32 protein-coding genes and 1 tRNA gene are annotated in these 26,537 nt (G+C 49.7%); 14 read left to right on the top strand and 19 right to left on the bottom strand.

Features of this window, described 5'->3' with window-relative positions; genetic code table 11:
• Window positions 1-83 precede the first annotated feature (83 nt).
• Window positions 84-899: a 2-oxo-hept-4-ene-1,7-dioate hydratase gene (gene hpaH / locus ACLO87_RS13730; protein ID WP_430223994.1), complete on the top strand. Its 816-nt coding sequence runs from the start codon at window positions 84-86 to the stop codon at window positions 897-899.
• A gap of 1 nt (window position 900) precedes the next feature.
• Window positions 901-1,665: an aldolase/citrate lyase family protein gene (locus ACLO87_RS13725; RefSeq protein WP_430223993.1), complete on the top strand. Its 765-nt coding sequence runs from the start codon at window positions 901-903 to the stop codon at window positions 1,663-1,665.
• Between the two features lie 93 nt (window positions 1,666-1,758).
• On the opposite strand, the gene ACLO87_RS13720 is transcribed toward ACLO87_RS13725, so the two are convergent.
• On the bottom strand, window positions 1,759-2,526 hold the full coding sequence (locus ACLO87_RS13720) for a GntR family transcriptional regulator (RefSeq protein WP_430223992.1): 768 nt from the start codon (window positions 2,524-2,526) through the stop codon (window positions 1,759-1,761).
• A gap of 148 nt (window positions 2,527-2,674) precedes the next feature.
• Here ACLO87_RS13720 and ACLO87_RS13715 point away from each other — a divergent pair, with 148 nt between their 5' ends.
• The 8 genes from ACLO87_RS13715 to ACLO87_RS13680 are packed head-to-tail and all read left to right on the top strand — an operon-like array spanning window position 2,675 to window position 9,386.
• Entirely contained in the window at window positions 2,675-3,517 is an 843-nt protein-coding gene (locus tag ACLO87_RS13715) for a fumarylacetoacetate hydrolase family protein (RefSeq protein WP_430223991.1), read from the top strand.
• A 14-nt stretch (window positions 3,518-3,531) separates the two neighbouring features.
• The gene (locus ACLO87_RS13710; RefSeq protein ID WP_430223990.1) at window positions 3,532-4,551 is read left to right on the top strand and encodes an ornithine cyclodeaminase family protein; all 1,020 of its coding nucleotides are present in this window, start codon (window positions 3,532-3,534) and stop codon (window positions 4,549-4,551) included.
• Window positions 4,552-4,559: 8 nt separating this feature from the next.
• A complete protein-coding gene (locus ACLO87_RS13705; protein WP_430224073.1) occupies window positions 4,560-5,657 on the top strand; it encodes a cupin domain-containing protein in 1,098 nt (365 codons plus the stop codon).
• Window positions 5,658-5,672: 15 nt separating this feature from the next.
• A complete protein-coding gene (locus ACLO87_RS13700; RefSeq protein ID WP_430223989.1) occupies window positions 5,673-6,155 on the top strand; it encodes an aromatic-ring-hydroxylating dioxygenase subunit beta in 483 nt (160 codons plus the stop codon).
• 16 nt (window positions 6,156-6,171) lie between these two features.
• Window positions 6,172-7,434: an aromatic ring-hydroxylating dioxygenase subunit alpha gene (locus ACLO87_RS13695; RefSeq protein WP_430224072.1), complete on the top strand. Its 1,263-nt coding sequence runs from the start codon at window positions 6,172-6,174 to the stop codon at window positions 7,432-7,434.
• Window positions 7,431-7,766, top strand: coding sequence for a non-heme iron oxygenase ferredoxin subunit (locus tag ACLO87_RS13690; protein WP_430223988.1), 336 nt, complete (start codon window positions 7,431-7,433; stop codon window positions 7,764-7,766). The genes ACLO87_RS13695 and ACLO87_RS13690 overlap by 4 nt, the downstream gene beginning before the upstream one ends.
• Window positions 7,763-9,007, top strand: coding sequence for an NAD(P)/FAD-dependent oxidoreductase (locus ACLO87_RS13685; RefSeq protein ID WP_430223987.1), 1,245 nt, complete (start codon window positions 7,763-7,765; stop codon window positions 9,005-9,007). The genes ACLO87_RS13690 and ACLO87_RS13685 overlap by 4 nt, the downstream gene beginning before the upstream one ends.
• Window positions 9,000-9,386 (top strand): nuclear transport factor 2 family protein, encoded by a 387-nt coding sequence (locus tag ACLO87_RS13680; RefSeq protein ID WP_430223986.1) that lies wholly within the window; start codon window positions 9,000-9,002, stop codon window positions 9,384-9,386. Before ACLO87_RS13685 ends, ACLO87_RS13680 begins: the two co-directional genes overlap by 8 nt.
• Window positions 9,387-9,490: 104 nt before the next feature.
• Here ACLO87_RS13680 and ACLO87_RS13675 read toward each other — a convergent pair.
• Together ACLO87_RS13675 and ACLO87_RS13670 are read right to left on the bottom strand one after the other, a co-directional pair.
• Window positions 9,491-9,566, bottom strand: a tRNA-Thr gene (locus ACLO87_RS13675).
• Window positions 9,567-9,610: 44 nt separating this feature from the next.
• Window positions 9,611-11,653 carry a choline BCCT transporter BetT gene (locus ACLO87_RS13670; protein ID WP_135861434.1) on the bottom strand — a complete coding sequence of 681 codons (2,043 nt, stop codon included), beginning with the start codon at window positions 11,651-11,653 and terminating at the stop codon, window positions 9,611-9,613.
• A gap of 260 nt (window positions 11,654-11,913) precedes the next feature.
• Here ACLO87_RS13670 and cysP point away from each other — a divergent pair, with 260 nt between their 5' ends.
• From cysP to cysW, 3 genes are read left to right on the top strand one after another with little or no spacing between them, the layout of a single operon-like run.
• Window positions 11,914-12,918: a thiosulfate ABC transporter substrate-binding protein CysP gene (gene cysP, locus ACLO87_RS13665; protein WP_135861442.1), complete on the top strand. Its 1,005-nt coding sequence runs from the start codon at window positions 11,914-11,916 to the stop codon at window positions 12,916-12,918.
• A gap of 12 nt (window positions 12,919-12,930) precedes the next feature.
• Complete coding sequence (gene cysT / locus ACLO87_RS13660; protein WP_135861433.1) at window positions 12,931-13,827, top strand: sulfate ABC transporter permease subunit CysT; 897 nt, start codon at window positions 12,931-12,933, stop codon at window positions 13,825-13,827.
• Complete coding sequence (gene cysW / locus ACLO87_RS13655) at window positions 13,824-14,654, top strand: sulfate ABC transporter permease subunit CysW (RefSeq protein WP_430223985.1); 831 nt, start codon at window positions 13,824-13,826, stop codon at window positions 14,652-14,654. Before cysT ends, cysW begins: the two co-directional genes overlap by 4 nt.
• A 130-nt stretch (window positions 14,655-14,784) precedes the next feature.
• On the opposite strand, the gene ACLO87_RS13650 is transcribed toward cysW, so the two are convergent.
• The 5 genes from ACLO87_RS13650 to petA all read right to left on the bottom strand — a co-directional run bounded on the left by ACLO87_RS13650 (window position 14,785) and on the right by petA (window position 18,891).
• Complete coding sequence (locus tag ACLO87_RS13650; protein WP_135861431.1) at window positions 14,785-15,222, bottom strand: ClpXP protease specificity-enhancing factor; 438 nt, start codon at window positions 15,220-15,222, stop codon at window positions 14,785-14,787.
• A gap of 5 nt (window positions 15,223-15,227) precedes the next feature.
• On the bottom strand, window positions 15,228-15,839 hold the full coding sequence (locus tag ACLO87_RS13645; RefSeq protein WP_135861430.1) for a glutathione S-transferase N-terminal domain-containing protein: 612 nt from the start codon (window positions 15,837-15,839) through the stop codon (window positions 15,228-15,230).
• A 115-nt stretch (window positions 15,840-15,954) separates the two neighbouring features.
• Window positions 15,955-16,806, bottom strand: coding sequence for a cytochrome c1 (locus ACLO87_RS13640; protein WP_135861429.1), 852 nt, complete (start codon window positions 16,804-16,806; stop codon window positions 15,955-15,957).
• A 19-nt stretch (window positions 16,807-16,825) separates the two neighbouring features.
• A complete protein-coding gene (locus tag ACLO87_RS13635; protein ID WP_135861428.1) occupies window positions 16,826-18,214 on the bottom strand; it encodes a cytochrome b in 1,389 nt (462 codons plus the stop codon).
• A 35-nt stretch (window positions 18,215-18,249) separates the two neighbouring features.
• Complete coding sequence (petA, locus tag ACLO87_RS13630; protein ID WP_135861427.1) at window positions 18,250-18,891, bottom strand: ubiquinol-cytochrome c reductase iron-sulfur subunit; 642 nt, start codon at window positions 18,889-18,891, stop codon at window positions 18,250-18,252.
• A 131-nt stretch (window positions 18,892-19,022) separates the two neighbouring features.
• Between petA and mscL the strand changes: the two genes are divergently transcribed.
• Window positions 19,023-19,502: a large conductance mechanosensitive channel protein MscL gene (mscL, locus tag ACLO87_RS13625; protein ID WP_135861426.1), complete on the top strand. Its 480-nt coding sequence runs from the start codon at window positions 19,023-19,025 to the stop codon at window positions 19,500-19,502.
• A gap of 87 nt (window positions 19,503-19,589) precedes the next feature.
• Here the strand turns inward: mscL and ACLO87_RS13620 are convergent, their stop codons facing one another.
• The 11 genes from ACLO87_RS13620 to hisA all read right to left on the bottom strand — a co-directional run bounded on the left by ACLO87_RS13620 (window position 19,590) and on the right by hisA (window position 26,516).
• The gene (locus ACLO87_RS13620; protein WP_135861425.1) at window positions 19,590-20,366 is read right to left on the bottom strand and encodes a Nif3-like dinuclear metal center hexameric protein; all 777 of its coding nucleotides are present in this window, start codon (window positions 20,364-20,366) and stop codon (window positions 19,590-19,592) included.
• Between the two features lie 37 nt (window positions 20,367-20,403).
• On the bottom strand, window positions 20,404-21,624 hold the full coding sequence (locus ACLO87_RS13615) for a multidrug effflux MFS transporter (RefSeq protein WP_135861424.1): 1,221 nt from the start codon (window positions 21,622-21,624) through the stop codon (window positions 20,404-20,406).
• A gap of 5 nt (window positions 21,625-21,629) precedes the next feature.
• Entirely contained in the window at window positions 21,630-22,229 is a 600-nt protein-coding gene (locus ACLO87_RS13610) for a TetR/AcrR family transcriptional regulator (RefSeq protein ID WP_430223984.1), read from the bottom strand.
• Window positions 22,230-22,357: 128 nt separating this feature from the next.
• Window positions 22,358-23,125, bottom strand: a complete 768-nt coding sequence (tatC, locus tag ACLO87_RS13605; RefSeq protein WP_135861422.1) for a twin-arginine translocase subunit TatC — start codon at window positions 23,123-23,125, stop codon at window positions 22,358-22,360.
• A complete protein-coding gene (gene tatB, locus ACLO87_RS13600; RefSeq protein WP_430223983.1) occupies window positions 23,122-23,544 on the bottom strand; it encodes a Sec-independent protein translocase protein TatB in 423 nt (140 codons plus the stop codon). Before tatB ends, tatC begins: the two co-directional genes overlap by 4 nt.
• Window positions 23,545-23,575: 31 nt before the next feature.
• Entirely contained in the window at window positions 23,576-23,803 is a 228-nt protein-coding gene (gene tatA, locus ACLO87_RS13595) for a Sec-independent protein translocase subunit TatA (RefSeq protein WP_135861420.1), read from the bottom strand.
• Window positions 23,804-23,818: 15 nt separating this feature from the next.
• Window positions 23,819-24,187 (bottom strand): histidine triad nucleotide-binding protein, encoded by a 369-nt coding sequence (locus tag ACLO87_RS13590; protein WP_430223982.1) that lies wholly within the window; start codon window positions 24,185-24,187, stop codon window positions 23,819-23,821.
• Window positions 24,188-24,246: 59 nt separating this feature from the next.
• Window positions 24,247-24,594, bottom strand: a complete 348-nt coding sequence (locus ACLO87_RS13585) for a phosphoribosyl-ATP diphosphatase (protein ID WP_135861418.1) — start codon at window positions 24,592-24,594, stop codon at window positions 24,247-24,249.
• Window positions 24,591-24,992 carry a phosphoribosyl-AMP cyclohydrolase gene (hisI, locus tag ACLO87_RS13580; RefSeq protein ID WP_135861417.1) on the bottom strand — a complete coding sequence of 134 codons (402 nt, stop codon included), beginning with the start codon at window positions 24,990-24,992 and terminating at the stop codon, window positions 24,591-24,593. Before hisI ends, ACLO87_RS13585 begins: the two co-directional genes overlap by 4 nt.
• A 1-nt stretch (window position 24,993) precedes the next feature.
• Window positions 24,994-25,779, bottom strand: coding sequence for an imidazole glycerol phosphate synthase subunit HisF (gene hisF / locus ACLO87_RS13575; protein WP_135861416.1), 786 nt, complete (start codon window positions 25,777-25,779; stop codon window positions 24,994-24,996).
• The gene (gene hisA, locus ACLO87_RS13570) at window positions 25,776-26,516 is read right to left on the bottom strand and encodes a 1-(5-phosphoribosyl)-5-[(5-phosphoribosylamino)methylideneamino]imidazole-4-carboxamide isomerase (RefSeq protein WP_135861415.1); all 741 of its coding nucleotides are present in this window, start codon (window positions 26,514-26,516) and stop codon (window positions 25,776-25,778) included. The genes hisF and hisA overlap by 4 nt, the downstream gene beginning before the upstream one ends.
• Window positions 26,517-26,537: the final 21 nt, after the last annotated feature.

The raw sequence follows: 26,537 nt of genomic DNA, 5'->3' as shown, positions 1-26,537 counted from the left end.
ATGCTTTTGACATAAAATTCGTAACGTTGCGTCTTGGTTATTTTGCATGCAATAGAGTGTTTGTACATAAATAGGGAGAAGTTATGCTGGATAGGCAGACAATAGCGCTAATAGCAAGCGAGCTGGAGCAGAGTGAACAGAAGGGGCAGCAAACTCGTCAGGTGTCACTGCGATACCCAGAAATGCGCATAGAGGACTCTTATGCCATACAGACGGCATGGGTAGATTTGAAGTGTGCACAAGGTCGTCATATACGTGGGCATAAGGTGGGCTTGACCTCACGAGCCATGCAAATTTCATCCAACATTGATGAGCCAGATTTTGGTGTTTTGCTCGATGACATGTTTTATGGCGACTGTAGCAAGCTACCTATAAACAAGTTCATTGTTCCTAGGGTAGAAGTAGAGTTAGCGTTTGTGTTGGCTAAAGATCTTGTAGGTCCAGGGCTAGAGCTCACGGATGTCTATGATGCAACGGCATACATTCAGCCGGCATTGGAAATTATTGATGCGCGCTTTCATCAGGTGGATCCACAAACAGGTGTGACACGTAAAGTGCTGGATACCATCGCCGATAATGCCGCCAATGCGGCGGTAGTGTTAGGTGGGCGCCCTGTGCGTTTGCAGGATTTTGACGTGCGGTGGTTGGGGGCGATTTTAAGTCGCAATGGCCAGATAGAAGAAACGGGGCTTGCGGCGGGGGTGCTAAATCATCCTGCGAATGGCGTGCTATGGTTGGCGAATAGATTGGGTACGTTGGGGGTAGGGTTAAAAGCTGGGCAGGTAATATTGTCGGGCTCTTTTACGCGTCCTGTATGGGCAAAGTCGGGAGATGTATTTCATGCTGACTATGGTCCATTAGGCACTATTCAATGTCAGTTCACCGAGCAGGAGCGTTAGCATGAAAGTCTCTACAAATATGTTTAAGGCGGCGTTACACGAAAACCATGCACAGATAGGGTTATGGCTAGGTAGTACGAGTGCGTATATTGCCGAATTATGTGCCAGCACGGGTTATGACTGGGTACTGATTGATGGTGAGCATGCCCCGAATACGGTGCAGACAGTGTTGGCACAACTACAGGCGGTAGCGGTGTATCCTGTGGCGCCAGTTGTTCGTCCTGTGGACAGTGATCCAGCGTTATTGAAGCAGTTATCCGATATTGGGGGCCGCAATTTCTTGATCCCTATGATTGAGTCTGGGGAAGAGGCTTCGAAGGTGGTATCAGCCTTACGTTATCCACCACAAGGCACCAGAGGTATTGGTACGGCCTTAGCCAGAGCGGCTTTATGGGGCGGGGTGACAGATTATTTGGCTAAGGCCAATGATGAGCTATGCATACTGTGTCAGGTGGAAACCGTAGCTGGTTTAGCGGCTTTGGATGACATCTTACACGTAGAGGGTGTGGATGGTGTGTTTATTGGGCCTGCCGATTTGGCTGCCAGTTTGGGGTACCCAGGACAGTCTGGTCATCCTGTGGTGGTGGAGGCTATTACATCGGCGATGCAGAAAATTGTGGCCTCTGGTAAGGCTGCGGGTATTTTGCAGGTAGATGTCGCACAAGCGAAAAAATATCTGGAGTTAGGGGCGACGTTTGTTGCAGTGGGTGTGGATATGGTGTTGCTCAGACGCCAGTGTCTGGATTTGCTGGAAAATTTTAAATAAGCCCGATGCGCTTATTGCACCGATCTCCGGTGCTAAAGCACAAAAAAGCGTGTGTTGCTCCGAGTAGGCAACACACGCTTTTTTAGTGCTGTTTTACGCTTGAATGACCTGCAGTTCGCTAGCGATCCCTAAGTTGGACGGCTGGGGGCTATTGGTGGCATGTCGTCCCTGTCGCATGCTTTCAATCAGTTTGCGCTTATTGATGCGACTCCTATAGGCGTGTTCACGCATCAAGGCTTCTGCTCTTGCAGCTTGGCGCAGAGTGAGGGCTTCGAGCACATCCTCATGGTCTGCTTGAGCGCGTTGCACAAATGCAGTTTCCAGCTGAGTGGGAGCCGTATTAAGGGTCATGGCGGCTGGGCCAGAAAACGGTGTTTTGTTGTTGTGTTGGATAGCCTCAATGAGTGCTGAGTTTTGGCTGGCTAGTACTAAGCATTCATGGAATTGCTGATTAATTTTCCGCCATGCTTGTGCATCCACCATTTTCTGTTCAGCAATAGCTCTGTAAATTAGGTCTTTTCCTTGTTGTACGCAGAGCTTTAATTGCTGTTCAGTTGCAGCATCTAGGCCGCGTTCAGCCAGAATGCGTGCTGCCATTCCTTCTAGTACACCGCGCACTTCAACAGCGTCACCTATGTGGTCAATAGAGAAGTTGCGCACCCTAAAACCTCTGGAGGTTTTTTGTTCCAAGAGGCCTTCTTTTTCAAGTTCAGCCAATGCTAAGCGTAACGGTGTACGAGAGACACCTAAACGTTCGGCGTAATGAATTTCGGTTAGGCGTTCACCAGGCGCAACCTCGCCTGACAGGATTATTTCCCTAAGTTGGGAGATGACTCTTTCTGTTTGTGATTTGGCAGACATGGATGAGTGTTCCTATAGGGCTTGTCGCAGGTATTTGCTCGAAACTTGAAGTCTAAAGCTTGATTGTCACAAAATTGCATGCAATAATGCGAAAAAATTAGGATAAAAAGAATAATAAACGCTTTATTGCATGCAATTGGAGGATGGGATGCACATAGTCTGTTTCGAATACCAAGAACAGCAGTTCTGGGGCGTATATCAAAAGAATACTCAAAAAATCATTCCTTTGCATACAGTTTGGCCCACACACGCAGAAGGCTTAGCAGCTGGCATAGAGCGTTTGGAGGCGGCAGAAAAAAATTGCATGCAGTATGCCATAGCCGCTCATGAGGTGCGTTGGCTAGCGCCGGTGACCAGTAGTGCCAAGGTTATTTGTGTAGGTTTGAACTACGGTAAGCATGTGCTTGAAGCAGGTAAAGATCTCCCTACGCACCCTTCCCTTTTTATACGTTTCCCTGATTCGTTGGTAGGCCATCAACAGCCCATTGTGCTGCCAAGCGTGTCTGATCAGTTGGATTACGAAGGTGAGCTGGCTGTAGTGATAGGTAAGTCAGGTCGTCATATTTCAGTAGAAAACGCGATGAGCCATGTAGGGGGGTACACCTGTATGGCGGAGAATTCCGTGCGTGATTTTCAGAAGCATGCGGCGCAAGTTACACCAGGAAAAAACTTCAAACACAGTGGTGCGTTAGGCCCATGGATTGTGACGGCTGACAGCGTTCCAGAAATTAATGCGTTGGTACTGAGCACCTATGTGAATGCCCAATGTGTACAGCACGATGGTTGCGACCAGCTGATTTTCTCTGTGCCGGGATTGATTGCATACATTAGCAGTTTCACCGACTTGCGTGCAGGCGATGTGATTGCGACGGGAACCCCCGAAGGTGTGGGTATGAAGCGCAAGCCGCCTTTGTATCTGCGTGAGGGGGACACGCTAACGATAGAGATCTCAGAGATAGGCACATTACGTGTACCGGTAGTTAAGGAATAAAAAAGGAGGAGGAGATGGCGGAACAGACCATACGTTATATACAAGAGCAAGACGTCGTCAGTTTGGTGAATATGTCTGACGCAATTACGGTGTTGGAGCAGGTGCTTCTGCAACAAGGTAAGGGTCAGGTACGCAATATATCCAAGGCATTAGGGGCGTGGGGTGAAGGCTGCTCTATGCATGCTTTGGGTTCATTTATGACGGATCAAGGCTACGCTGGATTCAAAACGTGGATGCACACCCCTAGAAACGGTGGATCATTATTTAGTTTGTTTGATGCGTATTCTGGCCGCTTGCTAGCCCTGATAGAAGCACGTGCATTGGGTATGTTGCGTACTGCAGCAATCACTGGGGTGGCGACGAAGGTATTGGCACCTCGGCAGGCTCGTGTGGCAGCGCTTATTGGCACAGGGCCGCAAGCAGTCACCCAATTAGCAGCATTGGCAAGTGTTCAAGCTTTAGATCAGGTTCGCGTGTTTAGCCCTACAGCGGAGAAAAGGGACGCATTTGTGCGTCTGCTTGCACCTAAATATAGCTTCGAAATGCGCAGTTGCAACAGCCTAGATGAAGCACTGCAAGGTGCTGAGATTGTTACCACCATTACTAGAGCTACAGATGCGTTTATCCATGACCATCAGTTAGAGGCTTGTCGCCATATCAATGCTATAGGCGCCATTTTGCCAACGAAGGCGGAGTTTTCCACAGCCTGTTTACAGCGCGCCAACCTGTTAGTGGTGGATGACAAAGAAAATGCCCTCAAAGGGTCGCGCGAGCTACGAGAGTTATTGGGTACGGAGGCCGATAGCTGGGGCGCAGTGAAAACACTAGGGGAAATGCTGGCGAGTACGCATCAACCTGCACATGCCACGGACATGAGTTTTTTCAAGGGTATGGGTATGGGGATATCGGATCTTGCCGTAGCAGGTTTGGTATTTGAGCGAGCACAGCAGCAAGACAGAGGCATCATGCTTCCAGCACAGACTCGACAGAATCTTCTATTGGAAGAATATACAAAGAGCAAGGAGACAACATAATGACTGCAATATTTAAGGATGTGAGCGGTGTGCAACCGCGGGAGCAAAATCTTTGGCCTTCGGTCGTGGTGCCTAAAGAGCAAATTGACCTGCAAATAGAACGGTTAATTGACGTACCTATGCCTGAAAATGGCAGACGCGCCACTCGAATTGTGCACCCTTGTGCGACAGCACCGGGCTACGGTTTTGCCCCAGGTATAGATGTCACGATCAACGTCTTGAAACCAGGTGAGCGTACTTTTAGTTTGCGCAAAAACTCCAACATGGTTGAGATTTGTTTGAGCGGGACAGGCGTGACCACCTGCAATGGCGTACAGACGCGTGCGAGTAAGTGGGATGTATGGAATGTGCCCTCCATGAATGTGCACAGCTACTTTAATGATGGAAAAGAGCCATGGGTAAGGTTGAGCTATTCCAATGCTCCTTTGCTGGAAAATCTAGAGATTCATTATGTAGAAGAGTTTGAAGGTGGTATTCCTCCTTCGGATATAGGGAAGGTGAAAAAAGACGAGCCTGCTGAAGCCAAAGTACGAGCCCGTGACTTAGCGCTGCGCGAGCAGATCACTCCAGAAGGAGCGTGGTTGCTGGGCTATGAGTGGTTAATAGATATTGATGTGATTGAGTCTAAAGCCTTGCATTGGCCTTGGGCAAAAGTAGCCGAGAAATTGCCTAGTGTTGAGGATATCGCTAAGGGCTATAACGGTCGCCGTTTGTTTGTGTTGTACAACCCAGCCACAGAACGCCGTATTGGCACTACTCATAGTTTCTTTGCGACGATCTCGAGTTCACCACCTAATAATCACCATATTCCTCATCGCCATAGTTCAGCGGCTATGAATTACTACTTACGCGGTCATGGCTATAGCAAGGTAGGTACAGAGCGTATGGAATGGAAAGCGGGCGATTTGATTTTATCGGCTCCAGGTTGGGCAATGCACTCTCATCACTCAGGTGACGAAACAACCTCTGCGCTCACTATTCAGGATCACCCGCTGCAAATAGCGATGGAGTCGTTGATTTGGCAAGAACGCATTAATGAGCCAATTCTGAATTTGGGTAGCCAAAGTGGCTTTGAGAGTAATCGCGCCCAATTTGTGACAGCGTAACCATAGGAGAGAGGGATGAAAAATACCGAGATGGTGATGCTGAAAATGGAGCTTAGTGATTTCTACGATGACTATGCTCATGCGCTAGATAAGTACGATTTGGATGCCTGGGTGGCGTGTTTTACTGAAGACTGTCATTACCGCGTGATTTCGCACGAAAACATGTCTGCTGGTTTGCCGCTTGGTCTGATTTATTGCATGAACAAAAACATGCTCAGAGATCGAGTATTGGCACTTCGCGAAACCACTATGTATGAACCTAGAGTGTTGAGGCATTTCATCAGTGGTTTGAAGATTTTGAACATAACGAATGATGAGATTCAGGTAGAAGCCAATTTCCTGATTACAGAGTCGTTGTCTGATCAAGAGCCGACTATCAGTTTGGTTGGGCAGTATCAGGACATTGTGATCCGGCAAGAGGATGGTTTTTTGTTGAAACACCGAGATTGTGTTTATGACAATTACCGCATTCGAAACTCTCTCATTATTCCAGTTTGACGCAGGAGACAACACGATGATGTGCGAAGAACATAGCCCAAGTGTAAAACAGCATCCCATACAGATTAATCGCCAGTGGCCAGAAGAAGGCTTTACCCGTATCCCCGCGTGGGTCTATACCGATCCAGAGGTATACCGCAAAGAAATGGAAGTGTTCTTTGCAGGAAATACGTGGAATTACGTTGGGCTGGAGTGTGAAGTGCCGGAAGTGGGAAGCTTCAAACGTAATTGGATAGGGGATCGTCCTGTCATTATGGTGCGTAATGAAGCGGGGGAAATTAATGTTATTGAAAACCGTTGTGCGCATAAGGGTGCACAAATTTGTTGGCAAAATCAGGGGAAGGTAGAGGACTTCACTTGTCCTTATCACCAATGGAATTACGACTTGGATGGCAACCTACGCGGTGTGCCGTTTAGACGGGGTGCTTTAGGTAAAGGTGGGATGCCGCGTGACTTTGACCCCAAGAAGTTTGGCATCAATAAGTTGCGTACGGTGAACCGCGGAGGCTCTATTTGGGCGACTTTCTCAGACGACACACCCTCTTTTGAAGAGTTTTGTGGTGAAGATGTATTGGCGGAGATTGATCACATGCTGCCCGGTAAAAAGCTGAAGTTGCTGGGTTATAGCCGTCAATTGATTCCTAGCAACTGGAAGATGTATCTGGAAAACCTAAAAGATCCCTATCACGCTACGTTATTACATACCTTCTATATTACGTTTGGTTTATGGCGTGCTGACTCAAAGTCAGAATGTATCCCTGCTGGGCGTGGTGAGCACAGTGTGATGGTGTCACACAATGAGGGAAAAAAGGTGACTGAAGCTACGGCGGAGATGAAACGTTTTCGTCATGATCTACAAATTCTCGATAGTGAAACGGTAACGCCTAGGGCTGAGTTCAACCGAGGTCGAGTTGGTGGTGCCTGGGTATTCCCCGCCGCACAGTTTGGTATTCAAGCCAACTCCTTAAAGAGTCGTCATGTGATTCCCAGAGGGCCTAATGCCCATGAGCTGATTTTTACCTATTACGGCTATGAGGATGATGACGAGGAAATGACTCGTTTGCGTCTTAAGCATGCCAACTTGCTGGGGCCTGCCGGATTTGTATCCATGGATGATAGTGAGATGCTGAAACAGGTGCAGTCTGGCGTGACGGGTTACCCAGATAGTCTAGGTATTGTAGAGATGGGTGGAAAAGATCTAGAGCCCGCCGATTACATGGTAAGTGAAGTATTGATTCGCTCTTTCTACAATTATTACCGTGAGGCGATGGGACTATGAGCACTGTACAGCAATGGCTGGAGGTGGCGTCTACGTCAGCGCTGACGGCTACTTACACCAATACATTACGCGTGGAGTATGAGGGGGCGGCTGTGTGCTTGTACTTGCTGGAAGATGGTTCAGTACATGCTAGCCAAGACCTCTGTACGCATGGCAACGCCAGTTTGTCAGAAGGGTATATAGAAAATGGCGCTATTGAGTGTCCGCTGCATCAGGGAACCTTTGATATTGTGACCGGTGAGGCGCTGACAGCACCGTGCAAACTACCGCTACGGGTGTATCACGTCAAAGTCGAGGAGGATCGTATCTACCTTGGAGGGGTACGTGTATGACGGCAAAGCCCATTGTAATTATAGGGGCGGGTCAGGCTGGCGCATGGGCAGCCCGCACTTTGCGAACAGAGGGCTACACAGGTGCGATAGTATTGATTGGTCAAGAAGCCCATCCTCCTTATGAGCGACCGCCGTTGTCTAAAGAGTTCTTGCTCGGCAACAGTGAGTTTGCTCAGCACGTGTTGTTAGCGGAAGAGGAGCTACAGAGCTTACATATTCAGGCTATGTTGGGGTGTTGTGTACAGAAAATAGATAGAGAGCAACAGCAGCTGTATCTGGATAATGGCACAACACAGCCCTATGGGCGATTAATCCTCGCTACGGGGGGGCGTGCGGTGCGCCCTACCCTGTCTGGTGTAGATCATGACCGTGTGGTGACGTTGCGTACGGTCGATGATGCCAAGCGGCTACAGCAATTTTTGCAGGCTGAGGCAGAGCAAGATGTGGTGGTTGTGGGGGGCGGCTGGATAGGCTTGGAAGTGGCGGCGACACTCAATCAACAAGGCCATCATGTCAGCATCGTAGAGTTCGCTAGCCAAGTGTGTCAGCGTAGCGTGGATGCGGCTTTGGCGGCGGAGCTTTTAGTACTGCACCGTCGTAAGGGGAATCGCTTTTATCTCAATGCAGCAGTGATTGCTATAGAGCAGGTATCGCCTACCGAGCTAGAGGTGGTACTTTCGGATGGTCAACGGCTCAAAAGTGCGGTGGTGGTTTTGGCGGTAGGAATGAAAGCCAACGATGAACTAGCCGCAGCAGCAGGGTTGCATACCGATGGCGGTGTGGTGGTGAATGAGTTTGGTTGTACGTCAGACCCGCTAATTTATGCAGCAGGTGATATTGCTCGTACACCGTGCAGTCATACGCTGCAAACCATACGGCATGAGTCGTGGCAAAACGCTAAGGATCAAGCGCAAGCGGTGGCGAAGGCTATGCTGGGCAAAGCAGAGCCCTATACACCTTTATTAATGCTGTGGTCTGAGCAGTTTGAGTGGATGCTGCAAGTGGCAGGTATGGTAAAGGATGCACACCATACCGTTGAAAGAGCGGTAGGCAATATAGGCAAGTTAATTTTCTATGCAGAGGCAACAGGCGTAATTGTGGGGGTTGCTGGAATTAATGCGGGTAGAGAGTTCAGGTGGGCGCGTATGCTTGTGGAGGCTAGGGTTGCGGTGCTTCACGAACAGTTGAGCAATCCAACAGAGCCTTTACCCAAGTTGCTTAAAGAGGTTGCACATGGGTAGTTCACATTGTTATGAAGACATCACATTATTTTTGAGTAGCTTTTACGGGTATTTGGATACACACCAAGATGACGCATTGATAGCGATGTTTGCTGACGATGGGGTGTGGTACAGAAAAGAAGGCCCTGCTCAAGGTAAAGTTGCCATACGGGAGGTGTTATTGGCTCGGGGCCGGTCACGTAAAACCTGCCATTTGATTACTAATATTCAGATTAGTATAGGCGTGACAGATACGGTAGACGTGAGTTATTACTTAACGGTTTACGACAACTCAAATGGTTTGCAGGCTGTAGCGATCTTAAAAATGGCAGATACCCTAACCACAGATGCTCAAGGGTTAAAGCTACTCGCTAAGCGCTCAACCATTGCTATCAAATAGCATGTAGCGATATATCTAACGTGTCACAGGAATAGCGTTTTCAGAGCCTAGATAACGCACACAAAAAAACGCCAACCCCTAAGGATTGGCGTTTTCTTTATTCTTGGTGCCGGCTAAAGGAGTTGAACCCTCGACCTTCGCATTACAAGTGCGCTGCTCTACCAACTGAGCTAAGCCGGCGAAATAAGAATTATATGGGGGGTGTTCTTAAAACGCAAGCGTTTTTATGAACTTTCTTTATTTTCCCCATTCGATGTGTTTTCAGCCAGGATAGTTGGGTCGTTATCGTGCACCAAATGCAAGAAGTGACGGTGGCGTTCGTACTGATCCAGTATGTCGCCGATCACTTCTTCTTGGCTCCATCCCATAACGTCGTAGTCCTGACCGCCTTCGCTTAGAAACACTTCAGCACGGTAATACACCTCGTCGTCACGTTTCGCATCAGCCGTACGTAAGGTAGGACGAATCACGCACATAGGACGTACTTTGTAGCGGAAGTCTTGGTAAGCGCCATGGTGTTCTACATCTAAGGCCAAAGCACGTTCTGGTTGATCTTCAGATGGCTCTAAAACAGTCATCTTGGCATCAAAACCAGCTTTACGAAGTTCGGCAGCTACCGCTTGCATCGCAGGTTCTACGGTGTTGTCTAAGAAGCGACATACTTGTTCGCGTTTAGGCATCACAATCAGGTTACGCAAGCGTTTTTGCCATGGTTGACCGGGTACTACCGGCTGGCTACGTGCCACCGTTTGATAACGGATGTGGCGTTTGGTGGCATCCAGTTGCAGCGCTTTGAACAGCCCCCAAATAGCAATCAGCAAGATGATGGAGAACGGCAAGGCACTCGCAATAGTCGCCGTTTGCAGGGCTTGTAAGCCGTCAGCCAACAGCAAGGCAATCGCTACTACACCGGCCAATGCGGACCAGAATATACGTTGCCATACCGGTGATGGCTCGCCATCTTTGGAAGCCAGCAAATCCACGACCAGTGCGCCAGAGTCAGCGGAGGTTACAAAGAACACCACCACCATACAAATGGCCAAGCCAGAGGTAATGGACGCAAAGGGCAATTGTTCTAAGAACGCAAACAAGGCTTGCGAGGTATTGTTTTGAACAAAGACACCGAATTCTTGCATCCCGTTGTACAAGATGGCATGGATAGCGGTATCGCCAAACACGGTCATCCACAACAAGGTGAAACCGGCAGGTACTAGCAGCACACCGCGTACAAATTCACGGATGGTACGGCCACGGGAAATACGTGCAATAAACAGGCCCACAAATGGAGACCATGCCAACCACCAGCCCCAGTAGAACAGCGTCCAACCACCAATCCAGTCGTTGGGTTCGTAGGCGTAGAGGTTAAAAGTTTTGCTGACGATGTCGGACAGATAAGCCCCCGTATTCTGCATAAAGGTTTGCATGATGAATACGGTAGGGCCAAGAATCAGCACGAACAGTAGCAGTAAGACGGCAAAGGCTAAGTTCAGCTCAGACAAAATCTTAATGCCGCGATCCAAACCACTGGCTACTGATAAGGTAGCCAAGCCGCAGGCAATAACGATCAGGATGATCTGATTGACGGTGGAGACCTCCATACCGAACAGATACTCCAAACCGCTATTAATCTGTGCCACGCCAAAACCTAAAGACGTTGCCACACCAAATACTGTACCAATAATGGCAAAGATATCCACAGCGTGGCCTATAGGACCATAGATCTTGTCACCGATAAGTGGGTACAAGGCCGAACGCAGCTTCAGTGGTAAGCCATGACGGTAGCTGAAGAAAGCCAGCACCAAGGCAACGATGGCGTAAATTGCCCAAGCGTGTAAGCCCCAGTGGAAGAACGTGATGTTCATGGACTCGCGAGCAGCTTCAATCGTGCCGCCCTCACCTATAGGTGGGTTCATGAAGTGCATGACGGGCTCTGCCACACCGAAGAACATCAAACCAATACCCATACCGGTAGAAAACAGCATGGCAAACCAGGTGATGTTTTTGTAATCGGGTTGGGAGTGATCGGGGCCTAGCTTGATATCACCATAACGACTCACTGCCAAGAAAATGACAGCCAGCAAAATGATGGCAACGGTGAGGATGTAGAACCAGCTAACGTGGGTGATGATCCAGTTTTGCGTGGCGCTAAAGATGTTTTGAGCAGTCTCTGGCGCGAGAATTGCGAACGCCACGAGAGCCAAAATCAGAAAAGCAGCAGGGAAAAAGACGGGGGGTTGTAGGCTTGTTGGGGTTTTATTGGACCTCATAGACCTTTTATGCTCGTGTTTTAAAGGCTATTAGTTTATCAGAAATCATTCTGGCACGAATGATTAGCATATGTAATCATTGTCAGGAATTCTTAATTAAGTCTGCTGTGCGAGGCAGGTTTCAAGTGATTCATTATTTCTTAAAGTAATAAGTGAATGAGTACATTATCGTTCGTATTTATATGGTGACTCTGCATAATGCACTTCATGGATAAACGGTTTTGCCGTTGCAGTCACTCAAATATATTGCGGGGTTAATGATGAATCTGAAGAAAATTGTTGGAGCGCTTGCCTTGGTTGCTACGGCCGCCAGCACAGCTGCGGTGGCCCAAACCAGTATCTTGAATGCCTCGTTTGATGTGGCGCGCGAAACCTTTGCTGCGGTGAATCCGAAATTTGCTGAGCATTGGAAGCAGAAGACCGGCGAAGACATCAAAATCGACCAATCTTTCGCAGGTACTTCCAGACAGGCTCAAGATATCATCCAAGGTAAAAAAGTGGATGTGGTGACCTTTAACCAAGTGACCGACATCGATATTTTGGCAGACCGCGATATCGTGGCAGCCGATTGGGCCGAGCGTTTGCCTAACAACAGCTCGCCTTACTACAGCACCATCGCTTTCTTGGTGCGTAAAGGCAACCCCAAAAACATCAAAGATTGGGATGATCTAGCCCGTGAAGACGTAGGCTTGGTGTTCCCTAACCCTAAAACCTCCGGTAACGCACGTTACACCTACTTAGGTGCATGGTTGTACGCCCACGAAAAATTCGATGGTGACGAAGCCAAAATCCGTGAATTTGTAGGTCAGGTGCTGGGTAACGTAGAAAACTTCCCCACCGGCGGTCGTGGTGCAACAGTGGCATTTGCTCAGAATGATCAAGGTGATGTATTGCTGACATTTGAGTCTGAAGAACTGAACATCGTGAACGGTGAAGAGTTCAAAGACCAAGAGTTCGAGATCGTAGTGCCTCCAACTAGCGTGTTGGCCGAGTTCCCAGTAGCGGTTGTGGATAAAGTGGTAGACGAGCGTGGCACACGTGATGTGGCGACAGAGTATCTGGAGTTTCAGTACACACCCGACATTCAGCGTTTGCTGGCTGGCTTTAACTACCGTGTGACCAACGACGAAGTTGCCAAAGAAAATGCAGGCAAGTTTGCTGACGTCAAACTGGTGAACCCAACCGATGTATTGGGTTCTTGGAAAGACATCCAAACCAAGCACTTTGCTACAGACGGCGTGTTGGATCAGATTCAGGCACAGTAAAAGTAGTTAGCTATGACAACATTGTCTAACACTGCATCGGGGGACAAGGCTGTAACGGCCTCCCCCGTTCGTCAGTGGTTTTTCTTACGTAAACCCATATTGCCGGGTTTTGGGCTGAGCTTTGGACTCAGCCTCTTCTATTTGTCCATCGTGGTTTTGCTGCCGCTGTCAGCATTGCTGATCTACGTTAGCGACATGAGTTGGGCACAGTACTGGCGTGCTATTTCGCATCCTAGGGTGGTGCAGAGTTATAAGGTCACAGCAAGTGCGGCCTTTTACTCTACCGTTGCGGCAACGTTCATCGGTTTCTTGATTGCGTGGGTGACGACTAGGTATAACTTCTGGGGCCGCCGTATGATGGATGCCTTGGTCGATATTCCCTTTGCGTTGCCTACGTCAGTGGCGGGCTTAACTTTGGCTGCGCTGTTTGTACCTGGTGGTTGGCTGGGCCAATACTTTGCTGCCATGGGCATCAAGATTTCCTATGCCTATCCTGGTATTTTGGTGGCAATGACCTTTACCAGTCTGCCCTTTGTGGTGCGTATTGTGCAGCCAGTGATTGAAGAGCTGGGCACAGAATACGAAGAAGTAGCACAAACGCTGGGCGCACGCCGCTGGCAGATCTTCCTCAAAGTCATATTGCCGCCACTGATTCCTGCCATTGTGACAGGCGCTTCCCAAGCCTTTATTCGTAGCTTGGGTGAGTTTGGTGCGGTGATCATGATTGCCGGTAATGCGCCTTTCAAAACAGAAGTTACATCGTTGATGATTTTTGTGCGTTTGCAAGAGTTCAACTACCCTGCTGCTGCCGCAATTGCGTCAGTGGTATTGATGGCTTCCTTATTGTTATTGTTTGTTCTGCAAGTGCTGCAAGGACGTTTATTGGGCTGGCAACGGCAACGATCATGAGAAAGAAACCCCAGAGTTTTGGACAGTGGCTGCAAGTAGGTGCTGGCTTGGCCGTGGTGGTGGTGATGCTCATCATCCCGCTGGCGTTGATTTTTAGTCAGGTGATAGCGGGCGGTTGGACACTGCTGACTGAAAACCTGAGTGAAGACTTCATGCAGCATGCAATTGGTCTGACGATCTTTGTGGCGCTGTTAAGTGTGCCATTAAACATGGTGTTTGGTATCTTGCTGGCATGGTGTATGACGCACTACCAGTTCCGAGGCAAACGCCTGCTGAGCCTGTTTGTGGACATCCCATACGCTGTATCGCCCGTGGTAGCCGGTCTATGTTATTTGGTGGTGTACGGTGCTGAAAGCATGATGGGTCGCTGGTTAGGTGCCCATAACGTGCAGTTGATGTTTGCGTGGCCGGGCATTGTGATGGTCACTATATTCGTAACCGTACCGTATGTGGCTCGTATTCTGATTCCTGTGATGCAAACATTGGGCAGCGAGCAAGAAGAAGCAGCTCTGAGTCTGGGGGCATCTGGTTGGCAGATTTTTTGGCAGGTGACCATGCCTAACATCCGTTGGGGCTTGGTATATGGTGTGGTGCTGACTAACGCGCGGGCTATTGGTGAGTTTGGTGCGGTATCGGTGGTGTCTGGTACGGTGATGAACCAAACACTTACCCTGTCGTTGCTAGTAGAGCAATTGAATAACGACTACAAAACGGCTGCTGCCTTTACCGCTGCTGCCTTGTTGGCGGGTATGGCGATCCTGACGGTGGGACTCAAAAGTCTATTGGAATGGCGTTTACAGCAAAATAAAGCTGCACCGCAGAACTAACGTTATACACAGGAGGTTTTTGTGGACAGTAGTTGCATCACGTAAACCTTATCCACAGGCGTAAAAAAGCCTACCTGCAAACAGGTAGGCTTTTTTGTAGCCCTAAGGCGCTAGACAGTTCAGCCGTCTGTTACTTAACGATCTTCAGGTGCGGCGCTTTATCCGCTGCACGTGATTCGTTATTTTCAGTTGCCGGCGCTGGTGTGGCGGCTGGTGCTGAATCAGATGTGCTGTTTGTCCCCGGATAGACAGGGGACTCAGAGACCTCAAACCCCATACCGGCACCTGTCTCACGCGCATAAATCGCGCTGACGGCAGCAACGGGCACAAATAGATCTTCGGCAACACCACCAAATCGTGCCTGAAACTCGATGTAGTCGTTACCAAGAATAAGTTGATTGGTAGCGAGCAAATCTAAGTTCAGCGTGATTTGTCCGTCTTGTACGTAACCGGGAGGAACAACGGTGTTGTCGTCCACAGTGACCACAATGTACGGTGTGTAGCCGTTATCAGTGCACCATTCGTGCAGAGCACGAATCATGTAGGGTTTGGTAGAAGTCTCTTGCATAGTGTTTAGCGACGCATGACTTTTTCGGATGGTGTCAGTGCCTCAATGAAGGCCGGACGGGAAAACACGCGCTCGGCGTACTTTTGTACTGGAGCAGCGCTCTTGGGCAGTTCAATACCGTAGTGGTCCAAGCGCCATAGCAATGGAGCAATAGCCACGTCTAGCATGGAGAACTCTTCGCCCAACATGTATTTGTTTTTGGTCAGAATTGGAGCCAACTGAGCCAAATGGTCGCGAATCTGCGCACGGGCTTTTTCCTGAGCTTTAGGATCGGCTGCTTGTCTACGATCTTCCAAGATGGAAACGTAAGTAAACAGTTCGCGCTCAAAGTTGTATAGGAACAGGCGTGTGCGGGCGCGCATGGTGGGGTCTGCAGGCATCAACTGAGGATGCGGGAAACGCTCATCAATGTATTCGTTGATGATGTTGGACTCGTACAGAACCAGTTCGCGCTCAACCAGAATAGGTACCTGGCCATATGGATTCATGACGGCGATGTCTTCGGGCTTGTTGTACAAGTCAATATCGCGAATCTCGAAATCCATGCCTTTCTCAAACAACACAAAACGGCAGCGTTGTGAGAAGGGGCATGTAGTTCCAGAGTAGAGTACCATCATAGTGAGGATTTCCAGTCGTAGAAATAAAAACAAGAGCCAGCATAGGCTCTGATAATAATACCGGCGTCTTTGCAAGATTACCATGCTGCCGTGTAGGCAGCATGGTCACAAGACATTACTTGATGTCGCGCCAGTAGGCTTTGTTTAGACGCCAAGCAACAAAGAAGAAGATCAGCAAGAAGCCTATCACAGCATACCCAATTTTCTTACGGGTATTTTGTACAGGTTCTGCCATCCATTGCATAAAGTTGCTCAGGTCAGCTACATCGCTAGCAAACTCGCTAGCTTGCGATGCATTCACCGGTGTGTATTTAACCGATTCACTAGCGCCACCTTTGTAGTCGGCGGGCAGTGTTTCTTGTTTGCTGCTAGAGAAACCGTACTGATCAAAGTTGGTCACAGTACGTACCCAAGATGGTTTGCCATCTGCGCCCACAGCTTCAGCAACGGTGGTGCGTTCTACTTGAGTATGACCCTGACGCTGCCACAACGCATGCGGCATACCTACGCTTGGGAATACCAAGTTATCCCAACCGGTAGGACGGTTCACGTCACGGTAAAACGTACGCAAGTAGGTGTAGATGTAGTCAGTACCGCTAGGGCCCAAGTTGGTAGACAGGGCACGCGCAGTCACAGACAGGTCTGGAGGCGTAGCGCCAAACCATTGTTTACCGTCAGCAGGTGTCATGGCGATGGTCATTAAATCACCAACTTTTTCACCCGTGAACAGTAAGTTCTTGCGGATTTCTTCGTCTGTCAGGCCAATTTCCGTGAGCTTGTTGTAGCGCATGGAGTTGGCACTGTGACAGTTCAAACAGTAATTAACGAACAGCTTTGCACCGTTTTGCAGTGCAGGCATGTCGGTAATGCGATTAGGGGCGCTTTCCAACGGGTAGCCTGCTTCGGCGGCAACCGCCACCGAGCAAGACAGGGACAACGCCAAGATTCCAAATAGTTTCTTAATCATGGTCTATCCGTGTTGAGTCCTAGTGAGCGCGAAAGGTCACGCGATCCGGTACCTGCTTAAATGTACCCATGCGGCTCCACACAGGCATCAAGAAGAAAAATGCCAGATAGATAACGGTGCCAATTTGGCTCAGCAGGTTGAACAGGTCGTTTGGTGGTTGTGTACCTAGGTAACCCAGTATCACGAAGTTAATGAAGAAAATCGCGTACAGGAATTTGTGCCAGGTAGGACGGTAACGGATGGATTTCACTGGTGATGCATCTAGCCAAGGCAAGAAGAACAGAATCACTACAGCGCCACCCATGGAGACCACGCCCCAGAATTTCGCGTCAAAAATTTTCAGTGCTACAGCTACGCCCAACAGGATAACTGGTGCAATCAGGCGCAAAATACCGGGCTGACGGCTCTTGAAGAACAAGACCACAGCAGCCAATACCGCAGAACCAGCCAGAATCCATGTGAAATCGGCAGTCGTTGCACGCAACATGGAGTAGAACGGTGTGAAGTACCAAACCGGAGCAATGTGCGGAGGTGTCTTCATTGGGTCAGCTGGAATGAAGTTGTTGTATTCCAAGAAGTACCCGCCCATTTCTGGAGCGAAGAACAAAATAGCCGCGAACACGATCAGGAACCCAGCTACGCCCACGATATCGTGTACGGAGTAGTAAGGGTGGAAAGGAATGCCATCCAGAGGGTTGCCTTTGGCATCTTTGGGGCCTTCTTTGATTTCTACGCCGTCTGGGTTGTTAGAGCCCACTTCGTGCAGCGCGATGATGTGAGCAACTACCAAACCAATAATGGCCAAAGGAATCGCAATTACGTGCAAGGCAAAGAAGCGGTTCAGAGTAGCGTCAGACACTACGTAGTCACCACGGATCCAAATCGCCAACTCAGGGCCAATGAATGGAATGGCGGCAAACAAGTTCACGATCACCTGTGCACCCCAGTAGGACATCTGGCCCCACGGTAACAGGTAACCCAAGAAGGCTTCCGCCATCAAACAGAGGAACAGTGCCACACCGAAGATCCAGACCAGCTCACGAGGTTTGCGGTATGAGCCGTAAATCAGGCCGCGCAGCATGTGCAGGTATACCACCACGAAGAACATGGAGGCGCCGGTGGAGTGCATGTAACGGATGATCCAGCCACCCGGTACTTCGCGCATGATGTATTCCACAGAGGCAAAGGCCAATGCAGCATCAGGCTTGTAGTTCATTACCAGGAAAATCCCGGTCACGATTTGAATGACCAGCACTAACAGTGCCAGCGAACCAAAGAAATACCAGAAGTTGAAGTTCTTTGGCGCATAGTACTCCGACATATGCTCTTTAAAGAGTGATGACAGCGGGAAGCGTCTATCAATCCATCCTAAGAGTCCTGTCGTTTCGACGGTTTTCTCACCAGCCATGAAACGGCTCCTTTAATCTTTGAAAATTGTATGTCTTATGCCTTATTGTTTTCGTCCACACCAATCATGATGCGGTTGCCGTCGGCAGAAAACTCGTAAGGAGGAATTTCCAGGTTATCGGGTGCAGGTTTGTTCATGTACACGCGCCCGGCAAGATCAAAGGTAGAACCGTGACAGGGGCATAGAAAACCGCCATCCCAATCGCTGGGTAGGCCAGGCTGGGCACCGGAATTCAGACGAGGGGTGGGGGAGCAACCAAGGTGAGTGCAAATACCGATACAGACAAAAATTTCTGGGCGGCGTGAGCGGTACTCGTTTTTAGCGTAAGCCGGGGTGAAACCGGGACGATTTGAATCGGGGTCAGCCAATTGGTTATCGTGCTTGCTAAGCTCGGCGAGTTGCTCTGGAGTGCGGTACATAATCCAAATGGGATTACCGCGCCACTCTACAGTACGCATTTCGCCAGGAGCGAGTGTGGAGATATCTACTTCTACAGGAGCACCTGCAGCGCGGGCTTTGGCTGACGGGGCGAATGACCCGACAAACGGAACGGCGGCGCCAACCCCGGCGACACCTCCAACCGCACAGGCAGTAGTGACCCAGAAACGGCGCGAAGGATCGGCAGGCTTCTGCTCGTCGACCCCGTTTTCTTCGGGCTGTGTCGTAATCTGACTCATTCTAGTATCCTTATTCCTACCCCCCTCGGGGTATACCACAAAATTTACGAAACTTTGGGTCTGGGTTAAGTTATATCAACCCGGTATTATAGCCATTACCCGTCACAAGTGACTTGATCAGAGAGGTTTATATGAGCAAAACCAGTGGTTTTATCAAAGAATTTAGGGAGTTCGCAGTAAAAGGCAACATGATCGACCTAGCCGTCGGTGTGATTATTGGCGGCGCATTTGGAAAAATTATTGATTCACTGGTGAAAGACCTCTTCATGCCCATCATCAGCTTCGTGCTGGGCGGCGAAGTCGACTTCTCTAATCAATACATTGTACTACGTTCACCTGAAGGTTATACAGGTCCACAAACCCTAGAGGCTTTGAATGAAGCTGGGGCTGTGTTGCTGTCCTGGGGTAGCTTCCTGACGGTTTTCATCAACTTCATCCTGCTGGCTTTCGTGGTGTTCTTGATGGTGAAAATGGTGAACCGTATGCGCAATACGCTGATGGCAGAAGAGAAGGTAGAGGAAGCAGAAGCACCTCCAGCTCCTACACCAGAAGATATCGTGTTGCTGCGTGAAATCCGTGACTCTTTGAAGACACGTGATGCTGCTCAGTAATGTCGTTATCTAGCGATAACGTCGCAAAAAAAGCCCCGAAAATCGGGGCTTTTTTGTTTATGGTGTTTTGTACTGTTCTTGCAACAGTTAGATGGGGTTATCCACGTCTACAAAGTCTACTTGGATGCCAAAACGCTGTGCAATGGCCTCACCCAGTGCTTTTACACCGTAGCGCTCAGTAGCGTGGTGACCAGCGGCAATGAAGGCAGCTCCAGTTTCGTGGGCTAGATGGAAATTGGGCTCAGACGCCTCTCCAGTGATGTACACATCAGCGCCTGCATCTAATGCAGCTTGCATATAGCCCTGAGCTCCGCCCGTGCACCACGCAACAGTAGACACACTTTGTTGTGGTGAACCTACAATTAATGGCTGTCGTTGCATCTGCTTGCAAACTAGCTGGCCCAGGCTTTCTAGGGTCTGAGGCTGCTTACTTTTGCCTAACCAAATGAGTCCGCCAGGGCCACAGGTGACGGGTTCACCTTCATCATCGTAGGTGGGTTCTAGCTCTAATACCTGCGCCAATTGGGCGTTATTGCCCAAGGTGGGATGAGCATCCAGAGGTAGGTGGTACGCGAACAGATTCAGGTCGTGCTGCAACGTGGTCAGTAGACGCTGCTTTTTAATGCCACGTATGCGGGCATCTTCGTTTTTCCAGAACCAACCATGGTGCACCAGCACGGTGTCAGCGCCCCGCTCTACAGCAGCGTCCAATAGGGCTTGTGAGGCAGTTACACCCGTCACGATATGGCGAATAGTGTCGCGCCCTTCTACTTGTATGCCGTTGGGGCAGTAATCCGAAAAGCGGTGCGGTTGCAGGGTGGCTGTGAGCCAGTGCTCAAGCTCGGTTCGCGAGATCTGTGACATGGTGCTTCCATCAATAAACTAAGGTTGAACGTAGTGCTTAGGCCTGTACCAACGGTGGCTGTGGGCGTTCGGCCAGCTTGCAGCATAGCAGCGCAAGTAAGGCGCATCCGGCGATAGCCAGTGGCAATACTGCTGGGCCCTGACCAAAGAAAGCAACCACATACCCTGCTAGCGCAGAGATTAGGTATTGCAAGGTGCCCATCAGCGCCGAAGCAACCCCTGCTTGCTTACCACTATGGTGCATGGTCAATGCTGTCAGATTACCAAAAATCAGCCCCAGCGAACCAACGGCCAAAGCAATGAGCGTAGCATAGCTCCACAGTGACGCTAACCCTAGTTTTACGATGAGGAACAATAATGCGCCACTGAGTAGATGCAGGCACAGGCCTATGTACGTTACTCGCGTTTCGGCAAAACCGCGCTTCAACAGTGAGGTACTCAGTTGGCCACCAATGACCAGGCTTATCGCATTACCCGCGAATAGGTAGCTGAAGGTACTGGGTGTGAGATCGAAATGCTGGGTAAAAATAAAAGCTGAGTGGCTGATGTACAAGAACAGCGACGACAGCATAAAACTACCGGCTAACGTGTAGGCCATGAAAATAGGCAAACGTAATTGCTGGCTGTACGAGCGCAAGATGCTGGATATGCTGAGGCTGCTGCGTTGTGCGGGTTTGAGCGTTTCAGGTACGGTGACAATGCCCCACAGTAGACCCAAAGCACCTATGCCAGCCAATGCCCAAAAAATCAGACGCCAACTGCCCTGCTCTAATAAAAATCCGCCAATGATGGGTGCCAGGATGGGGGCAATCATCATGATCTGCATTAGCAATGAAAAGATGGGTGCTGACTCTGCTAGCGTGCAGCGATCTGACACAATCGCACGAGGTGTGACCAAGCCAGCTGCTGCACCCAGCGCCTGTAAGAAGCGGGCAGTCAATAACCACTCAATGCTGGGAGCTAGGGCTGCGACCACAGAACCCACAACAAAGATCACCACGCCTATGAGCATGGGTAGTCTACGGCCGTATCTGTCTAGCAATGGGCCGTAAGCCGCTTGCCCTACCGCTAAGCCTATCAAGAAAATGGACAGTGTTTGTTGTACTTGAGTTGCCGATACCCCAAAGCCTAGCCCTATGGCGGGCATGCTGGGTAAATACATGTCTATGGCCATGGCATCCATGGCGGTAAACAAAGCAAGAAGCAGAATCAGGGAAAGAGACAGGCCGCCTGCGGCCGTATTGCGATGGGAGGTCATTGTGATTACAGCGAGTGCAAAGTGTGTTGCAAAGAGGTGATGAGTAGCATTTCTAGCGCTGCTAATCTGCCTTGGAATTCTTGGCCGTTGGTGTAGACCAGTTTGACGTGCAAGCTGTCTACGATACCTAGGTAGGCCGTGCTGAATTGAGTAATGAGGCTGGGGTGTGGCACTAGTGCTGGGTGAGCAGTGACTAAAGCTGCACTAAAACGATCCCTGAGCAGTTGCAAGTAGTCTTCATAGCCTTCGTCCAGAGCGACCTTTAATGAGGCGGGCTGTATATAGGCCGCCAATAACATGAAGCGCAGTGTAGGGGCTTGGGTGTAACGGGCAGCTAAGCTTTGGCAGTAATGAAAACCAAGCTGGGAGGCGGGGGTGTCTGCAAAGCATTGTTGTACGTGTTCTAGCTCTACGGCCAAAGCGCGATTAAACGCTGCGAGATACAGTTCATCTTTGTTTTTGAAGTGTGCGTACAGCGATGCTTTGCGTATGCCGGCAGCTATCGCTATTTCATTTAACGAGGCGCTAGCATAGTGGTGCTCAGAGAAATGTAGGATTGCTGCTTGGCATATACGTTCAGCAGACGGTGACAGTTCAGCGTACATAATGTGCGGAGCTTCATGTTTAAAGAAAAACGTATTCTAGCATTCCTACCTACCGATAGGTAGGTAAATGTAAATGACGTGGTGCTAAAACAAACAAGCCGCAGAATCTGCGGCTTGTGAGTGAGTTTTTAGGCTTCTAGTTCGCGGGAGTCAGAATCGGAATCTGCTTCACGTTTTTTCATGAAGCTGGCAAAGATAATACCTAGCTCGTAGAGCAAACACAGTGGGGCAGCCAGCAGGAATTGGCTGACTACATCTGGTGGTGTGACAACGGCAGCGATAATAAATGCCCCTACGATCACATAACCACGCACTTCACGTAGTTTGGCCACACTGGTGATGCCGGTTTTGACAAGCAAAATAACGGCAATAGGCACTTCAAAAGTAATACCAAAGGCCAGGAACATCGTCATGACAAAGTTCAGGTAGGCTTCGATATCTGGTGCAGGCGTGATGGAGTCTGGAGCAAAGGTGGCAATAAAGTGGAAAACCGTTTTAAAGACCACAAAATAACAAAACGCCATCCCTGCGATAAATAGCACGGTACTAGAGAAAATCAGCGGTAAGGCCAGACGTTTCTCGTGTTTGTACAAACCAGGAGCGACAAAAGCCCACGCTTGATACAGCACTATTGGTAGCGCCACCATAAAGGACGCTAACAACGTCACTTTGACTGGCACCATAAAGGGTGTGATAACGCCCGTAGCGATCATGCGTGTACCCTGCGGCAACGAGGCCAGCATAGGTTGTGCCAGTACGTCGTAAATGACGGATGGCCCGGGGTACATGAACAGTACAAAAAATACGACCAGTACGCTCAGCACGGCACGCATCAAGCGGCTGCGTAATTCAACTAAGTGCGAGATAAAGGTATCGCCAGATTGCTCTTGGGTCATTCTTTGGCCTTATTAGCGTTGTCTGGCGTAGCGGTTGAGGCAGGCTGCGCTGCTTCAGCGGTATCCGGTAATGCAGCCTTTTTCTCAGCAGCAACAGGTTCTGTAGGGGTATCTAACGGTTTGTGTAGATCAGAGAGAGCCTGTTGTGCTTCAGATAAAGGGTCTTTTATGGTGTTGACACTATCGTTGACCGAACTGCGCACTGAGTTGGCGGCATCTTGCATCTGGTTTTTCAGTTTATTGATTTCTTCCAGATCCATTTCACGTTGTATGTCCGATTTGACGTCGTTCATATAACGTTGAGCACGCCCCATCAAGTGCCCTACCGTACGCGCTACCTTGGGTAGACGTTCGGGACCGAGCACTATCAGAGCAACAACAGCAATCAGCAGTAATTCACTGAAACTAATGTCAAACATATACGTGGCAAAACCTTAAAAGGTGGAAACCTTAGGAATCCTGTTTTTCTTTGGCTTGCACATCAATGGTGGTGTTGTCTTGCACTTTTTGAGTCACAGCTTCAGGCTGTTCGTCGGTCTGTGCATCTTTCATACCTTTTTTGAAGCCTTTAATTGCGCCGCCTAGGTCTTCACCTACGTTACGCAGTTTTTTGGTACCAAAAACCAGAGCGATGATGACTAGTACAACCAGCCAGTGCCAGATACTAAAACTTCCCATGTTTTTCTCCGCAAATTAGGCAACGGCGGTAGCCGTGGATTTCCAGGGGCGTTGACCCCCGATAATATGTACATGCAAGTGGCCAACTTCTTGACCACCATCGTTTCCACTGTTGATCACAACTCTAAAGCCGCCTTCAGGACCTGGGCGGCAACCATTTTCGCTAGCAATCTGAGGCACCAATGCCATCATTTTGCCCAGCCATGTTGCATCAGTGGATGTGACATCCTGCAAAGATACTACGTGATGACGTGGCACCAGCAGAATATGCACGGGAGCAACCGGGTTGATGTCTTTGAAAGCGACAAATTCGTCGTTCTCGAAAACCTTGGCGGAAGGAATCGTACCTTCAATGATTTTACAGAACAGGCAGTTTTCGCTCATAACGTATAGACAAGTGAAAAAGAGAGGTCAAATCTTAGTTTACAGCACTTGATGGCTGCTTAGTCTTGCTTGCGCTGGGCTTTTTCTTCCAAGCCAGACAAACCTTGGCGGCGGGCCAGTTCGGCCAATACCGTTTCGGGACGAATCTGGTAGTGAGTCAGCGCAACCAAGCAGTGAAACCAGAGATCAGCGGTTTCCGACACAATACGGTCTGGCGTATTGTCTTTAGCTGCCATCACCAATTCACAGGCTTCTTCACCTATTTTTTTCAGGAATGCGTCTGGTGCATTCGCGGTGGCAAGTAAACGAGCACTGTAGGAGGTTTGTGGATCGCCGCCATTAGCGGGTAGCCGTGTTTCCAACAAATCAGCCAGTTGGCTGAGTACATTACGGTAATCGGTGGTCATTGGTAAATAGTGGAAGGGTCTTTTAATACTGGATCTACAGTCTTCCAGTAAGTACGGCCTTGTTCATCGGTATCCAGGCGCTGGTAAAAACAGCTTTCCCGGCCTGTGTGACATGCAATGCCGCCTAGCTGTTCTACGCGCAGCAAAATCACATCACCATCACAGTCTAGACGAATTTCTTTTAAGTTTTGTGTATGCCCAGATTCTTCACCTTTACGCCACAAACGTTGGCGAGAGCGTGACCAATACACAGCACGATTGGTTGCTACGGTTTCAGCCAACGCTTCATGGTTCATCCAGGCCACCATCAAAATGGCGCCTGTGTGGGCGTCTTGGGCAATGGCAGGGATTAATCCCTGCTCATCAAAATGCACTTGAGACAGCCAGTCTTGGGTCATGTTATGTCCTAACCTGAATACCACGTTCGGCCAAATAGGCTTTAGCTTGCGGGATGGTGTAGGTGCCATAGTGGAAAATGCTGGCAGCTAATACGGCGCTGGCACCACCTTGCAATACACCTTCAGCCAAGTGTTCAAGCGTACCCACACCGCCAGAGGCAATCACCGGAATAGCAACAGCATCAGACACTGCGCGGGTCAGCTCAAGGTCAAAGCCGGACTTGGTGCCGTCTTTGTCCATACTGGTGAGCAACAGCTCCCCTGCTCCCAGTTTGGCCATGCGCTGCGCCCATTCCACTACATCAATGCCTGTGCCTTTTTTGCCGCCGTGGGTGTGTACTTCCCAACGAGCAGGTTCGCCTGGCGCAGAGACGCGACGGGCATCAATAGCAACAGTTAAGCACTGTGAGCCGTAATGATCAGCAGCTGCACGTACTAAGTCGGGATTCGCGACAGCGGCGCTGTTAATGGACACTTTGTCGGCACCTGCATTCAGCAAACGCTGAATGTCGCCTACTTCGCGCACACCACCACCTACTGTGAGTGGAATGAATACTTGGCTCGCGACTGCTTCGATAATAGGCAGAATCAGATCACGGTTTTCTGTGGTGGCAGTAATGTCCAGCAAGGTGATTTCGTCAGCACCTTGCTCGTTGTAACTGCGCGCGATTTCAACAGGGTCACCTGCATCCACCAAGTCCACAAAATTCACGCCTTTAACGACACGGCCTGCGTTGACGTCAAGGCAAGGAATAATGCGGCAGCTGTGGGTGTTGGTTTCGCTCATGCTTCGTACTCGTCCGCGAAGTTTTGAGCTTCTGCGAAATCTAAAGTGCCTTCGTACAGGCTGCGGCCCAGAATCACGCCTTCGATGCCTTCGTGCTCTACTTCGCACAAGGCTTCGATGTCTTTCAGGTTGGCTACACCGCCGGATGCGATGATAGGAATGCTAACGTGGCGGGACAGAGCAACGGTGGCTTCAATGTTGACGCCGCTTAGCATGCCATCTCTACCGATGTCGGTGTAGATGATGGATTCACAACCGTAGTCTTCAAATTTCTTGGCAATATCTAGTACGTCGTGGCGGCTCAGTTTGCTCCAGCCATCAGTAGCGATTTTGCCGTCGCGTGCGTCCAAACCTACGATAATTTGGCCAGGGAACGCGCTGCAAGCATCGCGCAGAAAACCGGGGTTTTTAACGGCAGCAGTACCGATAATGACGTAGCTCAGACCTTGGTCCAAATAGGCTTCGATGGTGTTCAGATCACGAATACCACCGCCGATTTGCACGGGGACTTCTTCGTCAACAGCAGCCAAAATGGATTTGATCGCGGCTTGGTTCACAGGTTTGCCGGACACAGCACCGTTCAAATCCACCAGATGCAGGCGTCGTGCTCCTTGTTCAAGCCACTGTGCTGCCATGGCACCGGGATCATCGGAGAATACGGTAGCGTCATCCAGGTCGCCCTGGCGTAGGCGTACACAACGCCCGTCTTGTAGGTCGATGGCGGGGATTAAAAGCATGATCTCTAGCGTTAATGTCTA

Origin of the sequence: Paenalcaligenes sp. Me52, assembly GCF_050487965.1 — a bacterium.
Lineage (GTDB): Bacteria > Pseudomonadota > Gammaproteobacteria > Burkholderiales > Burkholderiaceae_B > Paenalcaligenes.
Note: the sequence above shows the minus strand (reverse complement) of the source record. Positions and strands in the feature narration are given on the sequence as shown.

Bases quoted from the DNA above. Each gene is read 5' to 3' on its own strand.
- ACLO87_RS13590 (WP_430223982.1), bottom strand. From the start codon at position 24,187: ATGAGCGAAAACTGCCTGTTCTGTAAAATCATTGAAGGTACGATTCCT.
- ACLO87_RS13620 (WP_135861425.1), bottom strand. From the start codon at position 20,366: ATGTCACAGATCTCGCGAACCGAGCTTGAGCACTGGCTCACAGCCACC.
- ACLO87_RS13680 (WP_430223986.1), top strand. From the start codon at position 9,000: ATGGGTAGTTCACATTGTTATGAAGACATCACATTATTTTTGAGTAGC.
- ACLO87_RS13585 (WP_135861418.1), bottom strand. From the start codon at position 24,594: ATGACCACCGATTACCGTAATGTACTCAGCCAACTGGCTGATTTGTTG.
- ACLO87_RS13650 (WP_135861431.1), bottom strand. From the start codon at position 15,222: ATGCAAGAGACTTCTACCAAACCCTACATGATTCGTGCTCTGCACGAA.
- ACLO87_RS13640 (WP_135861429.1), bottom strand. From the start codon at position 16,806: ATGATTAAGAAACTATTTGGAATCTTGGCGTTGTCCCTGTCTTGCTCG.
- ACLO87_RS13725 (WP_430223993.1), top strand. From the start codon at position 901: ATGAAAGTCTCTACAAATATGTTTAAGGCGGCGTTACACGAAAACCAT.
- ACLO87_RS13685 (WP_430223987.1), top strand. From the start codon at position 7,763: ATGACGGCAAAGCCCATTGTAATTATAGGGGCGGGTCAGGCTGGCGCA.
- ACLO87_RS13715 (WP_430223991.1), top strand. From the start codon at position 2,675: ATGCACATAGTCTGTTTCGAATACCAAGAACAGCAGTTCTGGGGCGTA.
- hisA (WP_135861415.1), bottom strand. From the start codon at position 26,516: ATGCTTTTAATCCCCGCCATCGACCTACAAGACGGGCGTTGTGTACGC.
- cysW (WP_430223985.1), top strand. From the start codon at position 13,824: ATGAGAAAGAAACCCCAGAGTTTTGGACAGTGGCTGCAAGTAGGTGCT.
- tatA (WP_135861420.1), bottom strand. From the start codon at position 23,803: ATGGGAAGTTTTAGTATCTGGCACTGGCTGGTTGTACTAGTCATCATC.
- tatC (WP_135861422.1), bottom strand. From the start codon at position 23,125: ATGACCCAAGAGCAATCTGGCGATACCTTTATCTCGCACTTAGTTGAA.
- ACLO87_RS13645 (WP_135861430.1), bottom strand. From the start codon at position 15,839: ATGATGGTACTCTACTCTGGAACTACATGCCCCTTCTCACAACGCTGC.
- hisF (WP_135861416.1), bottom strand. From the start codon at position 25,779: ATGAGCGAAACCAACACCCACAGCTGCCGCATTATTCCTTGCCTTGAC.
- ACLO87_RS13670 (WP_135861434.1), bottom strand. From the start codon at position 11,653: ATGAGGTCCAATAAAACCCCAACAAGCCTACAACCCCCCGTCTTTTTC.
- ACLO87_RS13720 (WP_430223992.1), bottom strand. From the start codon at position 2,526: ATGTCTGCCAAATCACAAACAGAAAGAGTCATCTCCCAACTTAGGGAA.
- ACLO87_RS13710 (WP_430223990.1), top strand. From the start codon at position 3,532: ATGGCGGAACAGACCATACGTTATATACAAGAGCAAGACGTCGTCAGT.
- ACLO87_RS13610 (WP_430223984.1), bottom strand. From the start codon at position 22,229: ATGTACGCTGAACTGTCACCGTCTGCTGAACGTATATGCCAAGCAGCA.
- ACLO87_RS13615 (WP_135861424.1), bottom strand. From the start codon at position 21,624: ATGACCTCCCATCGCAATACGGCCGCAGGCGGCCTGTCTCTTTCCCTG.
- ACLO87_RS13695 (WP_430224072.1), top strand. From the start codon at position 6,172: ATGATGTGCGAAGAACATAGCCCAAGTGTAAAACAGCATCCCATACAG.
- hisI (WP_135861417.1), bottom strand. From the start codon at position 24,992: ATGACCCAAGACTGGCTGTCTCAAGTGCATTTTGATGAGCAGGGATTA.
- cysT (WP_135861433.1), top strand. From the start codon at position 12,931: ATGACAACATTGTCTAACACTGCATCGGGGGACAAGGCTGTAACGGCC.
- tatB (WP_430223983.1), bottom strand. From the start codon at position 23,544: ATGTTTGACATTAGTTTCAGTGAATTACTGCTGATTGCTGTTGTTGCT.
- ACLO87_RS13635 (WP_135861428.1), bottom strand. From the start codon at position 18,214: ATGGCTGGTGAGAAAACCGTCGAAACGACAGGACTCTTAGGATGGATT.
- hpaH (WP_430223994.1), top strand. From the start codon at position 84: ATGCTGGATAGGCAGACAATAGCGCTAATAGCAAGCGAGCTGGAGCAG.
- mscL (WP_135861426.1), top strand. From the start codon at position 19,023: ATGAGCAAAACCAGTGGTTTTATCAAAGAATTTAGGGAGTTCGCAGTA.
- ACLO87_RS13690 (WP_430223988.1), top strand. From the start codon at position 7,431: ATGAGCACTGTACAGCAATGGCTGGAGGTGGCGTCTACGTCAGCGCTG.
- petA (WP_135861427.1), bottom strand. From the start codon at position 18,891: ATGAGTCAGATTACGACACAGCCCGAAGAAAACGGGGTCGACGAGCAG.
- cysP (WP_135861442.1), top strand. From the start codon at position 11,914: ATGAATCTGAAGAAAATTGTTGGAGCGCTTGCCTTGGTTGCTACGGCC.
- ACLO87_RS13700 (WP_430223989.1), top strand. From the start codon at position 5,673: ATGAAAAATACCGAGATGGTGATGCTGAAAATGGAGCTTAGTGATTTC.